The 13753-nt window shown below is 60.1% G+C and carries 13 protein-coding genes and 1 pseudogene; 3 read left to right on the top strand and 11 right to left on the bottom strand.

Features of this window, described 5'->3' with window-relative positions; all coding sequences use genetic code 11:
* Position 1 precedes the first annotated feature (1 nt).
* Both AX760_RS19470 and AX760_RS19465 read right to left on the bottom strand, forming a co-directional pair.
* Entirely contained in the window at positions 2-904 is a 903-nt protein-coding gene (locus tag AX760_RS19470) for a carbohydrate ABC transporter permease (RefSeq protein ID WP_071834666.1), read from the bottom strand.
* 213 nt (positions 905-1117) lie between these two features.
* Complete coding sequence (locus AX760_RS19465) at positions 1118-2350, bottom strand: ABC transporter substrate-binding protein (RefSeq protein ID WP_071834665.1); 1233 nt, start codon at positions 2348-2350, stop codon at positions 1118-1120.
* A 514-nt stretch (positions 2351-2864) separates the two neighbouring features.
* Between AX760_RS19465 and AX760_RS19455 the strand changes: the two genes are divergently transcribed.
* Positions 2865-3902: a LacI family transcriptional regulator gene (locus tag AX760_RS19455; RefSeq protein ID WP_071834663.1), complete on the top strand. Its 1038-nt coding sequence runs from the start codon at positions 2865-2867 to the stop codon at positions 3900-3902.
* Positions 3903-3994: 92 nt separating this feature from the next.
* Here the strand turns inward: AX760_RS19455 and gndA are convergent, their stop codons facing one another.
* Positions 3995-5425, bottom strand: a complete 1431-nt coding sequence (gene gndA, locus AX760_RS19450; protein WP_071834662.1) for an NADP-dependent phosphogluconate dehydrogenase — start codon at positions 5423-5425, stop codon at positions 3995-3997.
* Between the two features lie 302 nt (positions 5426-5727).
* Here gndA and AX760_RS26320 point away from each other — a divergent pair.
* Together AX760_RS26320 and AX760_RS19445 are read left to right on the top strand one after the other, a co-directional pair.
* A pseudogene (locus tag AX760_RS26320) lies at positions 5728-6120 on the top strand (SRPBCC family protein); the annotation flags it as partial.
* 15 nt (positions 6121-6135) lie between these two features.
* Positions 6136-6489, top strand: a complete 354-nt coding sequence (locus tag AX760_RS19445) for a VOC family protein (protein WP_071834678.1) — start codon at positions 6136-6138, stop codon at positions 6487-6489.
* A 9-nt stretch (positions 6490-6498) separates the two neighbouring features.
* Here the strand turns inward: AX760_RS19445 and AX760_RS19440 are convergent, their stop codons facing one another.
* From AX760_RS19440 to AX760_RS19405, 8 genes are all read right to left on the bottom strand, one after another.
* The gene (locus AX760_RS19440) at positions 6499-7227 is read right to left on the bottom strand and encodes a PAS domain-containing protein (RefSeq protein ID WP_245295063.1); all 729 of its coding nucleotides are present in this window, start codon (positions 7225-7227) and stop codon (positions 6499-6501) included.
* Between the two features lie 367 nt (positions 7228-7594).
* Entirely contained in the window at positions 7595-8524 is a 930-nt protein-coding gene (locus AX760_RS19435; RefSeq protein ID WP_071834660.1) for a lipid A biosynthesis lauroyl acyltransferase, read from the bottom strand.
* Positions 8525-8535: 11 nt separating this feature from the next.
* Positions 8536-9564, bottom strand: coding sequence for a zinc-binding dehydrogenase (locus tag AX760_RS19430; protein ID WP_071834659.1), 1029 nt, complete (start codon positions 9562-9564; stop codon positions 8536-8538).
* A gap of 45 nt (positions 9565-9609) precedes the next feature.
* Complete coding sequence (locus tag AX760_RS19425; protein ID WP_071834658.1) at positions 9610-10893, bottom strand: beta-ketoacyl-ACP synthase; 1284 nt, start codon at positions 10891-10893, stop codon at positions 9610-9612.
* A gap of 12 nt (positions 10894-10905) precedes the next feature.
* Complete coding sequence (locus AX760_RS19420; RefSeq protein ID WP_071834657.1) at positions 10906-12111, bottom strand: beta-ketoacyl-ACP synthase; 1206 nt, start codon at positions 12109-12111, stop codon at positions 10906-10908.
* A gap of 2 nt (positions 12112-12113) precedes the next feature.
* Positions 12114-12599, bottom strand: a complete 486-nt coding sequence (locus tag AX760_RS19415; protein ID WP_071834656.1) for a 3-hydroxyacyl-ACP dehydratase FabZ family protein — start codon at positions 12597-12599, stop codon at positions 12114-12116.
* A gap of 135 nt (positions 12600-12734) precedes the next feature.
* Positions 12735-13019: an acyl carrier protein gene (locus AX760_RS19410; RefSeq protein ID WP_087149307.1), complete on the bottom strand. Its 285-nt coding sequence runs from the start codon at positions 13017-13019 to the stop codon at positions 12735-12737.
* A gap of 184 nt (positions 13020-13203) precedes the next feature.
* Positions 13204-13617 carry a L,D-transpeptidase gene (locus AX760_RS19405; RefSeq protein WP_071834655.1) on the bottom strand — a complete coding sequence of 138 codons (414 nt, stop codon included), beginning with the start codon at positions 13615-13617 and terminating at the stop codon, positions 13204-13206.
* Between the last annotated feature and the right edge of the window lie 136 nt (positions 13618-13753).

The following is a 13753-nucleotide window of genomic DNA, read 5'->3' as shown; positions in this document are numbered from 1 at the left end:
GTCAGCCACGCTTGCGTCCTCCGAATTCCAGATAGGCCCAGGGCACGATGATGATGGCGACGGTGATCAGCATCATCGTCGAGGCGGCAAAACCCTGACCCAGGTTCTGCGCCTGGAACATGTAGTCGTAGACATATTTTGCGGGCACTTCGGACGCGATGCCAGGGCCGCCACTGGTCTGGGCGACCACCAGGTCGTAGACCCGGACGATGCCGCTGGCGATGATAACGAGCGTCGTGATGAAGACCGGGCGCATCATCGGAATGATGATCTGGACATAGGTCCGCCACATCGGGATGCCGTCGACACGGGCCGCCTTCCAGATATCTTCATCGATGCCGCGCAACCCGGCCAGCATCAGGCACATGACGAGGCCCGTGCCCTGCCAGAGGGCCGCGATCAGGATACCGTAGATGACGATGCTGGGCGTATAGAGCGGATCAAAGGAAAAGCTTGTCCAGCCAAGCGAACGCACAACGGACTGGACGCCGAACTCGGGATTGAGGATCCACTGCCAGACAAGGCCGGTGACGATGAACGACAAGGCGAAGGGATAAAGGAAGATTGTCCGGAAGGCGTTTTCGAAGCGGATCTTCTGATCCATCATCGCCGCCAGCACAAAGCCGATCACCAGGCTGAAAATCAGCGAGAAGAAACCGTAGACCGCCAGATTCTGGATCGAAATGACCCAGCGTGGCGCATCCCACAGGCGTTCATACTGGTCCAGCCCCACGAAGTTCAGGCGTGGCAGAAGCTTGGAATTGGTGAAAGAATAAAACACCGTCCAGAGCGTGCCGCCGAGAAAGATGACGACGGCAGTCAGTATCATCGGAATTGAGGCAATCTTGGAATTGAGATTGCGCAGCAACTGGTTTGGCCGGCCGGCATTCGCTTGGCCTGTCATTGGCGGTTCCTCCCCCCGAAACTCGATCTGTCTGGAAATGCGCTGCGGCACGAAACCCGGCCCGCGACCTTTCCCTCTCCCGGCGCCCCTCCCCTCGGAAGCACGACGCCGAACACCTTGCCGCAGCCGTGGCTTCGCCCGGCGCGCCTCATGCGCGGGCCGGACAGGCCGGCTCCGAAAGACGGAGCCGGCCCGGCAGATGGTTGCGCTGGATCAGTCAGCCGAAGCGATGATGTCAGCGAAGCGCTTCTGCGCCTCTTCGGGTGTCATCGCGCTGGCGAAGAACTCGGAGAACAGATCTTCCTTCTGCTTCTGGCTATCGGCAGACAACAGCTGGTCGGTGCCCTGGATGACATTGCCCTTGGCAAGAATGTCCAGACCCTTTTTCATGCAGTCATTGGCGGCCGCAAGATCGACGTCGCCACGCACCGGCAGCGAGCCCTTCTTCAGGTTGAATGCAACCTGAGTCGTCGGGTTGATCAGCGTCGAGGCGAGCACTTCCTGCGCCTTGGACTTTTCTTCATCCTTCAGCAAGGGGAAATAGAACGCATCGCCACCGGTGGAGATGATCTCGTTGACGCCGAGACCCGGAAGGCAGGTATAGTCGGTGCCTGCCGTCTGACCGGCCAGCTGGAATTCGCCCTGCGCCCAGTCACCCATGATCTGGCCGCCGGCCTTGCCGGTGATGACGAGATTGGTCGCCTGGTTCCAATCCTGGACATTGCTGCCCTTGGCCATCTTGCGGGCGTCGTCGGCAGCGCCGAAGACCTTGGCGATCTCAGGCCCTGCGGCAACCGCTTCGTCCTTGTCGCCGAATACCTTGTTGAAAACGTCCTTGCCGGCGATCGCAACCATCAGCACGTCGAACGCACCGGCAGACTGCCACGGTTGACCGCCGACGGCGAGCGGGATGATGCCGGCCTTTTCGAGTGCCGGTGCGGCGGCGACGAATTCATCCCAGTTCTTGGGAACATCGACGCCGGCCGTCTTGAAGGCCGCGTTCGAGAGCCACAGCCACTGCCAGGAGTGGATATTGACCGGGGCGCAATAGATCTTGCCATCGATCGTGCAGCTGTCGAGCAGGCTCGATGGCTTGATGATGTCCTTCCAGTTTTCCCGGGTGGCGACATCGGTGAGGTCGCGCATCAGGCCGGACTGCGCCAGTTCTTCGGCCTGACGACCATGGTTGAACTGCGTGGCGCCCATCGGGTCACCGCCGGTGATGCGGCTGACCATGATTGGCCGCGCCGTGCCACCGGATCCGGCAATCGCACCGTCGATCCATTTGTTGCCGGTGGCATCGAATGCCTTTGCCAGTTCCGCGACGGCGGCAGCTTCACCGCCAGATGTCCACCAATGGGTGACTTCCAATTCAGCGGCGCTGGCCGGACCGAACGAAAAGGATACGCCTGCCGCGAGTACCGCAGCCAAAATCCGCAATTTCATGAGTTTTCCTCCCTCACTGTAACGTTGCCGTAAAAACCTATTTCAAAGGTTTCCCAGACGCAACCGGCACAACGAAAAATTCTCATAAAAATTCTTACTCGCCCTATGGCTGTATCATGTATCTCATTCGAAGCAACACGCTCTCTCATGTTGCGTTGCGACAGTTGCGTTTTAAATAACTGAAATAAAACAGTTATATTGGATTTATCATTTGGAAAAAATTTATTTTGATCTCGCAGATGCAAAAATCAAACGTTGACCGGAGCGATTCAACTGTTTGGGGAGATCCATTATACAACCATAAAAAAGCGCTCGACATTGAAACTGTATCGTTACAGATTTTGAAATTGCATGTCGTCGCAAACGGGATGTCTGTCCGTAACAAAATGTATATAAAGGCCAGCGGCAACGACGCCTGATCATGTTTTGCAGGTTTGCGGATGCCGCATCAGGACGAATGAATGCCGTCGCTTCGAACCGGAAGCGGCTTCAAGAGGGAAAGCTGTGGCGGGGTATGAATGAGACGGCAAAAACCAGACCCGTGACCGCGTCACCCCCGAGCGATAGCCGCCCGACGCTGAAGACCATCGCTTTCATGACCGGCCTCGGCATCACCACCGTGTCGCGGGCGTTGAAGGATGCGCCGGATATCGGCGCCGAAACCAAGGAGCGGGTCCGGCTGGTCGCGGCCCAGGTCGGATACCATCCCAATCGGGCGGGCGTGCGCCTGCGCACCGGCAAGACCAATGTCATCAGCCTGATCCTCAGCCTCGAGGAAGAGATCATCGGCCTGACCAGTCCGATGGTCATCGGCATTTCCGAAATCCTCGCCTCGACCCAGTATCATCTGGTGATCACGCCCTATAGCGCCCGCAGTGACCCGCTCGACCCTGTGCGCTACGTGCTCGACACCGGTGCTGCCGATGGCGTCATCATTTCGCGCACAGAGCCCAAGGACGCGCGCGTCGCCCTGATGATGGAGCGGAATTTTCCTTTCGGAACCCATGGCCGGACCGAAATGGGCTTGCCGCATCCCTATCATGACTTCGACAACGAGCGTTTCGCCTATGATGCCGTGCGTATGCTGGTCGAGCGTGGACGCCGCCGGTTGATGCTCTTGCATCCGCCACCCTACCTCACCTACCACATGCACATGCGCGCCGGCTTCGAGCGTGGTCTTCGGGATTTCGGTGCCGTTGCTGTTCCGTTCAACACGGTCGATCTCGACACCAGCCTTGCCGATATTCGGGAAGCCTGCGAGACCGTCATGCGCGGACCGGACGTGCCGGACGGCATCATCTCCGGCAGTGGCGGCGGCGCAGTCGCACTGGTTGCCGGCATCGAGGCCGCCGGCCTGAAACTGGCGCTGGACGTGGATATGGTCTCGAAGCAGTCGAACGACTTCCTGAAATGGCTGCGGCCGGAAGTCATCACGCTGCGGGAAGATTTCCGGCTGGCCGGCCGCGAATTGGCCAAGGCCGTGATTGCGCGCATCGAAGGCCGCTCGGTGGCGGAACTGCAGACCGTCAGCTTCCCCGTTGCAGAGAACTGACGGTGCTTGAGAGCAGCCGCCGCGTGGTCGGCCGCAGAAATACAAAAAGGGCCGCGCAAGGCGGCCCTTTCTGTTTTATCAGCCAAAACCGATCAGGCTTTCAGACCGCTGCCCCAGGGGCCATGATGCGCGTCGGCGCCGTCGGTACGGTCGAAACCATGCGCACCGAAGAAGTCGCGCTGTGCCTGGATGACATTGGCCGTGCCGCGGCCGCGACGGTAGCTGTCGAAATAGCCAAGCGCTGAGGCAAGTGCTGGAACCGGAAGACCGCCGAGCACCGCAGCTGAAACGACACGGCGCAGGGCCCCGTCGCTGTCCTTGACCATGGTCGCGAACGCCGGCGTGACGATCAGATTGGCAACATGCGGATCCTTGGTGAAGGCGGTGGTGATCTCATCGAGGAACTGCGAGCGGATGATGCAGCCGGCGCGCCAGATCTTGGCGATGACAGGCATTGGCAAGTTCCAGCCAAATTCTTTCGATGCGGCGGACAGGACGGCAAAACCCTGCGCATAGGCGCCAATCTTGGACGCCAGAAGCGCGCTTTCAAGATCCGCCAGGAAGGCAGCCTTGTCGGCGACCTTGAAGTCTGCGACAGCCGGCAGACCCAGCACCTTTTCAGCCGCGACGCGTTCGTCCTTCATCGAGGAAATGCTGCGTGCTGCAACAGCGGCTTCGATGCCGGTTGCCGGAACGCCCATGTTCTGCGCCTCGATGACCGACCATTTGCCGGTGCCCTTCTGGCCGGCTTTGTCGAGGATGAGATCGACGATCGGCTTGCCGGTGATCGGGTCGGCCGCCTTCAGCACGATTTCGGAGATCTCAATCAGATAGGAGTTCAGGCGCCCCTTGTTCCAGGTGCCGAAGACTTCGCCGATTTCCGTGGCGCTCATCTTCAAACCGTCGCGCAGGATGCCGTAGATTTCGGCGATCATCTGCATGTCGGCATATTCGATGCCATTGTGGATTGTCTTGACGAAGTGGCCGGCACCATTTTCGCCGAGCCAGTCGACGCAGGGCACGCCATCATATTTTGCGGCGATCGAGGTCAAGACCTTCTCGACGCGCTTCCAGGACGCTTCCTTGCCACCGACCATGATGGAGGGGCCGTGACGGGCCCCCTCCTCGCCGCCGGACACGCCCATACCGATAAAGGTCAGGCCGCTGTCCTTGAGGTTGTCAAAACGACGCATCGTATCGCGGAAATTCGCATTGCCGGCATCGATCATGATGTCGTTGTTCTCAAGATAGGGCTTGAGCAGTTCCATCTGCTGGTCGACGGGATCGCCGGCCTTGATCATGATGATAATCGGACGCGGCGGCCGGATGGCGGCCACGAAGTCCTCGATCGTTTCGCATGGCACGATCTGGCTCTGAAGGCTGCCGGCTTCGGCATAGAATTTCCGGGTCGCCTCGACCGTGCGGTTGAAAACGGCGATCTTGTTGCCCTTTTCGGCAATGTTGAGCGCCAGATTCGATCCCATAACGCCGAGCCCGATAAGCCCGATTTCTGCCTGTGCCACGTGTGTGCCTCCGTTAGACTTGGTTGAGCGAGTTTTGGCATTCAAATCGCGTAACGACAAGCGATTGTTCGACAAACGCCGCAGATTTCGGGCGTCCAAAAACCCGATCGCAAGCATGTCTTATCGACCGCCGACAGCGTGCCAGAAACCTGAAAACAGGCACCCACGGCAAACGAAGAGAACAAGCAGGATTGCAAAAGACAGGCTTTGCGCCGAACATTCGGCCATGGGTGGCGATCCATGAAATGCAGCACCATATCGCCAGGGCAGGCCCGGAAAAGCAAGGCAACAACGGAGAATCAATGCCACGGATGGAAGCGCGAATCATTCATATCGGTATCGAGCGATCGGCTGATACCGTCTACGCCTTCGCATCCCGACCGGAAAACATGCCGCTCTGGGCGTCAGGCCTGGCATCGGGACTTGCACCGACCAACGACGGCTGGATTGCGCGGGGCGTCCTGGGTGATGTGCTTATCCAGTTCGCTCCGTCCAACGCCTTCGGCGTCATCGATCACACCGTCCGGCTGCCGTCCGGCCAGGAAGTCTACAATGCGCTGCGCGTGGTCCCGAATGGGACAGGTGCCGAAGTCATGTTCACGCTCCTGCGGCAGGACGGCCTCAGCGACGAACAGTTTCAGGCCGATGCGGCATGGGTCCTGAAGGACCTGACCGCGCTTAAGGCGATAATGGAAGAGGAAGGATATAACATGGGCCAGAAGGGTATCGACACGCAGATCGACAACATCGAGTTTGTCGTCGCTGACATCGAACGGTCAAAGTTGTTTTACGGTGCGGCCTTCGGCTGGCGCTTCACGGATTACGGTCCGGAATATTGCGAATTCAGCGATGGCCGCTTGACCGGAGGGCTGACGACCATGGGAACGATCCGCCCTGGCGGACCGCTTGTCATCCTCTACGCCGACGATCTTGCCGACATGCAAAAGAGGGTCGAGGCAGCAGGTGGAACAATCACCCAGCCGGTGTTTGCATTTCCCGGCGGTCGGCGCTTTCAGTTTCTCGATCCGGACGGCTATGAACTCGCCATCTGGTCCGACAAATAGCCGACGGCATCAGGCGGCGATAGCGCGCCGCCGGTCAGCGATCTCCTGCAGCACCAGAATGGCCCCGATCAGCTTGCCGGTGCCGGAACGGCAGGGGTTCATCCGGCAACGCACAACCACGGTGCGGCCGTTCATTTCCTTGGAAAAGGTGTAGTCGACCGTTTCGCCTGCAAAACACTTGTCGAGGTTCGGCCTGACGCGCTGCTCGAAGCGCTGGATGCCGACAAACTCGACGATATGCCGGCCAACGAGTTCGATGGGGCGCAGTTCCAGGCGATCCGCATTGACGGGATTGGTATACAGGTACCGGTAGTCCGTCGTGATCACCGCGATCCTGTCCGGCAGGCAATCGAGAATGGCCTCGTTGAGAAAGCCCTCGTCCGCCCTGCCCTTGAACAGGGCGGCAGCCGGCTTTGACATCGGCCGCCACTGCACGACCTTATCGTCGGTGTCTGCGTCGGCATTCGAGAAATAGCGGTCGACCAGTGCCTGCAGGATGTGCGAGTGACGAAGCACGCTGGAAACGTCCTCGGCTTCCTTCTTGAGAATATCGATCAGCAACTGAAATTGCGCCCGGGCATCGGCAACATTGTCGGCCTTGGATTCGTAGATCGCACGCAGCAACGGCTCGATTTCCGCATCGAGGATGCCGGTCAGCAGATCGTCACCGGAGCGGACGGAAAGCTGCAGCTGGGAATACTTCAACCAGAAAAGCGCAATAAAATCTTTCAACGTCACTCTCCAAGATCATCCGGTCGGAACTGCATCGAAATCGTTCGTCCGCCCTGCGTCACCGAGGGGGGAAATACCGGCTCACCGGCGCCTTGAATGCAGTCGAAAGTCCTTCGGGACAATCCGTCAAAGCGCGTCGAGTCTGCATTGTTAGACACTTGTTTGACACGCATTGAACGCTTGTACAACAAGCGTTTGGCGGCCTGACACGCTGCGGGACCGGTTTATCATGCGGATCACCGCAAATACGTCGACGATCGTATCTTGTCCTGAGCCGGACGCCGCGAACATCCTCCGAAACACCGATTTTTGCATCGAATCCGCCCTTCAAACAGACGATCGCGCCAAACAGATACGCCGATTCGCGCAAGGCTCAGTCGGCAAGCTGCCGCTTGATGTTCCAGCGATCGTGATACCAGAGCCACTGGCCGGGATATTCGCGAACCCAGCTCTCGACCTTGTCGTTCAGCACCTGCGCTGTCGCATTGACATCGACACTGCCGTCGTCCTTGCGCGGAATATCGATCGCCGGCTCCAGCTCAAGGCGGAAACGACCACCCGGCAGCCGGATGCAGCGCGCCGGATAGACCTCGCAGCCGAACTGCCGCACCAGCTTTGCCACCAGCGGATTGGTCTGGACCTCGTTGTTGAAGAAGCGTGTCTTGAGGCCACGGCGAAACTTCTGGTCGACCAGCACGCCGACCGCGCCGCCGCGTTCCAGCTGTCGGGCAAGCGTGAAGGAGGAACCGGCATGCGACGGCACGAGGTTGCCCATGCGGCGCTTGCGGAAGTCAAAGACCTTCTTGGCGATATAGGGATTGTTCGGGGGCCGAAACAACACGGTAACATCCAGCCCGAAGGAGGCACCCGCGACCGCCAGCATTTCGAAATTGCCGCTATGGGCGGTAAAGACGATGAACGGTCGGGGATTTTCCCGCAGATCGATAAAAAGCGGAATGCCGGTGACTTCGACGCGGCCCGGCTCCGTCCGCTCCGGATCGAAATCGAAAAGCGTATCCAGAAAGGCGTATTCCGCCGCCAGCCGGCCGATACTGCCCCAGCTTTCAAGGGCAATCGCTTCCAGCTCGGCTTCCGACTTTTCCGGAAACGCGTTGCGCAGGTTCGTCATCGTCAGCTTGTGACGCTTGGTTTTCGGGCCGATCCATCGGGTGAAGCGCTCCATGAAGTTCATGGCCGCATCGACCGGAAAGAGCTTCAGCACCGCCAGCGGCACAAACATCATCTGCGCGATCAGCCATTGCCGCAGGCGGTCAGCGGCAAGCACGACGCGTGTGATCAGCATGCGCACGGCGATCAGTCCACTCTCAGAATGATCTTGCCGAATACCTGGCGCGATTCCATGCGCTCCAGCGCCTTGTCGATCTCGGAGAAACCGACTTCGGTATCGATAACGGGATGAACGAGACCACGCGCCATCTTCTGCATGGCATCAGCCATGTTTTCCATGCGGCAGCCAAACGAGCCGATCAGCTTCAACTGCTGCTGAAACAGCATCATGAGGTTCATTTCAGTGGATACGCCCGACGTCGAGCCACAGGTCACCAGGCGACCGCCGCGCTTCAGGCAGAACATCGAGGCTGCGAAGGTATCCTTGCCGACATGTTCGAAAACGACATCGACGCCCTTCTTCTTGGTGAGCTTGCGCACCACGCCTTCGAAACGATCGGTGCGGTAGTTGATGACGTGGTCGGCGCCAAGCGCCTTTGCCTTCTCGATCTTGTCATCGGATCCGACGGTGGTGATCACCGTGCAGCCAATCTTCTTGGCAAGCTGGATCGCAGCCGAACCGATGCCCGAGCCGCCAGCATGGATAAGGATCGTCTCACCGGGCTCAAGTTTGGCATTATCGAACAGCATGTGCTCGACGGTCCCGAAGGTCACGGGTGCGAGCGCCGCCGCCACTGCATCGACGCCGGGAGGCGCCGGCACCAGCTGACGGGCGGGAATGTTGATCTTTTCCTGCGCAAAGCCATCCAGATGGAAGCCATGCACACCGGCGACGTTTTCGCACAGGTTGTCGCGGCCTTCCCGGCACGGCCGGCAGAGGCCACAGGTGCGGGCGCCATACACCGAGACCAGTTGTCCCGGCAGCACGCTGGAGACGCCGGGACCTATCTGGTCGACGACGCCGGAGGCTTCCGCACCGATGACCAGCGGCATCTTGCGCTTGGCAAAGGCCATGCCGCGCCAGCCCCAGACGTCGATATGATTGAGCGCAACCGCCTTGACGCGCAGGGTCACTTCGCCCGGACCGGGGGCGTCCGGTTCCGGAACCTCGGTGATTTCGAGCTTGCGGTCATCGAGCAGTTGCAGTGCGCGCATGGTCTATCCTTCGCCTTTTCGGCATTCTTCTCGGTTGCGGCCGGTTTAGGCCGGTTCAGCCGCCATGACAAGGCTGGCATTCTGGCCGCCGAAGCCGAAGGAATTCGACAACACGGCGGAAACCTGCTTGTCGCGCTTCACGTTCGGCACGACATCAAGAACGATCGCCGGGTCGGGGTTGAGATAATTGATGGTCGGCGGCAGCGTGCCGGTCAGGATCGTCTGCAGCGAGAACACCGCCTCGACGGCGCCGGCGGCGGTCAGCGTGTGACCGATCATCGACTTGTTCGACGACACCGCGATCTGCGGCAGGCCATCACCGAAGACGGCCGACATGGCGTGATATTCCATCTTGTCATTTTCCGGCGTCGAGGTGCCATGGGCATTTATGTAGCCGATACCGCTTTCGTCGATGCCGGCATCGGCCAAGGCTGCACGGATCGTCGCGATGGCCGGGCCGCCATCGGGCGATGAGCGTGTGCGGTGGAACAGGTCGGCCTTCTCGCCACAGCCCCTGAGGATACCGTAGACGCGGGCACCACGGGCAATGGCCGCTTCCAGCGATTCGAGCACCAGCGTCGCTGCACCTTCGGCGATGACGAAACCGTCGCGATCCTTGGTGAAGGGTTTCGAGGCCTTCTCCGGCGGATCATTCTGGGTGGAAAGCGCCGAAAGCAGCGCAAAGCGGATGAGCGCCTCGGCGCTGACCGAGCCATCGGTCGCAACCGTCAACGCCCGGTCTGTCCGGCCCTGCCGGATCGCCTCGACGCCCAGCTGGATGGCCGTTGCGCCGGATGCGCAGGCCGTCGACAGCGTCACCGGAAGCCCGCGCGTGCCGAAACGGTCGGCAAGCCGCTCGGAGATCGAACCGAACATCACGGCTTCGTGGAAGACTGGATCGGCACGTTCGCGCATGGCGGCCAGGAAACGGTCATAGGCATCGCCCGGCCGTACCGATGGGCCGGCGCGGTCAGCAAGCTCGAAACGCGCGCTCCATTCCGGCTCGATCGGCGGTGCGGCGAGAAACAGCGGACCATTGAAATCGCCGTTGATGCCGGCCTGCGCCAGGGCCTCCAGCGTCGTTTCGCGCGCAAAGGCATAGGATCGCTCGACAGCATTCTGCGCGGGCACAGCGATGAAATCGACCGTACCACTGATCCGCGTGTTGAGGCCTTCCGTCGGGAAACGCTCGATCTTGTGGATGCCGGACACGCCTGACGTCAGCGCCTTCCAGTTGTCCTCGATGCCTTGCCCGAGCGAGGTGATGACACCCATGCCGGTTACGGCAATCAGCGGGCGGCCGAGATGGTCCTTGTAGGCATTGCTCATGGCAGCCGCTCCTTAAACTTCAGCCGAAAGAATGGCGATGCCCTCGCCGCGGGCATGGCCGACGGTGGTGACGATGGCGGTTTTCACCGGTTCGGACAGGCTTGCCTCGCAAGCAGGATCGAAAGGCGGAACCTTTGCAGCGGCGCCCAACGACAGCGCGGCAAAGGCCAGACCGAGCGGAAACTGCGCTTCGAGCCCGTGACCGACGAGTCCGCCATAGGCGCGCACGGCAACACCCGGAAGCTGGTTTTCGAGGAAGGCTTTTTCGCGGGCTGCGAGGTCATGGAAACCCGTCGTTCCCGAAAAGACGACCGTCGAGCGCGGGTCGGCTGCGCCGGCGGGTGCGGCCAGTTGCGCCAGACGCGCCTCCATCCGGCCATCGGCGCGATTTCCGCGATCGCCGCCGATCGCGTCGATTGTCGCATAGATACGGGCGTTTCGGGCTTCCGCATGTTGGCGTGATTCAAGCACGAGGAAGGCGCCGACCGATCCGAGGATCATGCCGCCGCCATTCTGCGGCTTTCGCGACCACAGCGGCTGCCAATCGCCCACGACATGGCCCTGCACCGCCTCGATCAGCAGGATCATGTCCAGCCGCTCGGCCGAAAATGCGCCGCCGACGAGCGTATGGGTGGATTGACCCGCCTTGATGCGGGCAAAAGCGGTCTCGATCGCCGAAATACCGGCGGCCTCCTCGCCCATGAAGGTGCGGGACGAACCGGTCACCTTGTGCACGATCGAGATGTTGCCGGCGAGAAGGTTGGAAAGCTGGGCAAGGAACAGCGTCGGGCGCAATTCGGTGGTCAGCTTCTCGTTCAGCAGCTGTTCGCGGTCATTGCGTTTCAGCGCTTCGTCGACAATCAGCGAATCGACTTTGATGTCGCGCTCGCCTCCGCCCGCAGCGACGATCATGTCCATCGAACCGCAGGCTTCCAGATCATCCTTGAAACCGGCATCGTCCAGCGCAAGACCGGCGCTGAACACGCCGAGGCGCTGCCAGTTTTCCATCTGGCGCTGGTCGCCACGTTTGGTGATCTGCTGCGACCAGTCGATCTCCGGCAGCGGATGCACCGGATAGGGCGCGAAGCGCTCGGTTTCGACCCGCACAACCGGCGAGGTCGATGCGGTCACGAGGTCGGTGTGCAGCTGGGCACCAACGCCCTGGCTGGTGACGATGCCGACACCGGTGATGACGACGTCGTTGGCGGATTTCATCATTGTCATTCCTCTGCATCCACGGATGCGGCGATGGCCGCCATCAGCCCCACCTCTTCGGCACGCTTGCGCACGATATCGCCCAGCGGCAGCTGATCGAACGGCAGGGTACGCAGTTTCAGCTGCGCATCGCAGACCTTTTTGCCACCGGACGTGATCTTCGCCTTGGTAACGGCAAACCCGGAACCGTCATGCTCGAGATGCACCTCGATGTCGAGCACCGCGTCCGGCTCGACAAAAGTCCGCATCTTGGCGCCATCCACAGTCATCAGGAAGGGCATAGCCGCAAACTTGGTGGCTGCCAGCACCAGGAAACCGGAGGCCTGCGCCATCGTCTCGATCAAAAGCACCCCGGGCACGAGCGGATAGCCGGGAAAATGCCCTTCAAAGACCGGGCTCTTCGATGGAACGACCGAGCGTGCAACCAGCGTCCCGGCCTTGAGGTCGACGGCTTCGACGCGGTCGATCATCTGGAAATATTCAAGCAGCATCGGCGGCAAACTCGTTTGTGTCTAGGGTCAGGTAAAAACGCCGATGCCGCCTGTCAAGCGCTGAACACGCAACAGGCGGCATCGGTCAGCCCGCAATGCAGGCAGATGCGCTTTGTAAAGCGCCAATCAGACGATTCAGCCCTTGGCGGCTTTCAGTTCGTCGATCTTGGCGCAGAGATTTTTGAGGACGAAGTATTCCTCCGTCGAAACCTTGCCTTCGTTGACATCCTGCGTCCACTGCTCAAGCGGGATCTTGATGCCGAATTCCTTGTCGATCGCAAAGACGATGTCGAGGAAGTCCAGGCTGTCGATGCCGAGATCGTTGATGGTGTGGCTTTCCGGCGTGATCGTCTCGCGGTCGATCTCGCTCGTTTCCGCAATGATGTCGGCAACCTTGTCGAATGTAGCTGTCACGCGCATACCTCTTGTAAATTCACGTTTTGGCGAACCTATAGGTAAATGCGGAACAAAAGCCAATGGCCTTGAAGGCTGCAGGGGAACTTTTGAACGGTGGAGCGTCAACAGACGGCGTCTGGATCGGCATGCCCGCCCCCCTACGGGCGATCCACAGGCTGGATCGCGGCAAACGGGCGGGATGCGTGGATCACCGCGTGACGACGATCCGGGTGTTCTTCAGGCCATTGCGGCTCGTCATCGCGAAGAACTGGGCCGCATTGTCAGGATGGAGCCGGACGCAGCCATGGGACGCCGGGCGGCCCAGACGCTTCAGGTCAAACGTGGCGTGCACGGCATAACCACCATTGAAGAACACCGCAAAGGGCATCGGCGCGTTGTCATACTTGCGCGACCGATGGTTCTTCGACAGCCACTTGGCACTCCAGCTGCCTTTCGGCGTGACATACCCCTTGCGCGCAGTCGAAACCTTCCAGCGATACTTGACGATCCCGTTCTGAGAGACAGTCATCGTCTGCGACGACAGGCTGATATTAGCAATGAGATTGGCAGAACTTGCAGAAACGGCCTGAAATTGCAGAAAAACAAGGGCCAGAACGGCCATAAAAATCTTAGTGTCCGTCCGGAGACTTTGAGAATCGGCGGAATCGGTTAGCGGACTTCGGTTTGCGGGTTGTGCGCGGTTGTGATTCCTTTTGTGCTTTCGAATCACGAAAGGAAGCTGCGATGTGGACGATCGA

The sequence above is a fragment of the Pararhizobium antarcticum genome, from assembly GCF_001885585.1.
GTDB classification, from domain to species: domain Bacteria; phylum Pseudomonadota; class Alphaproteobacteria; order Rhizobiales; family Rhizobiaceae; genus Pararhizobium; species Pararhizobium antarcticum.
This window is presented reverse-complemented; position numbering and strand designations above follow the sequence as displayed.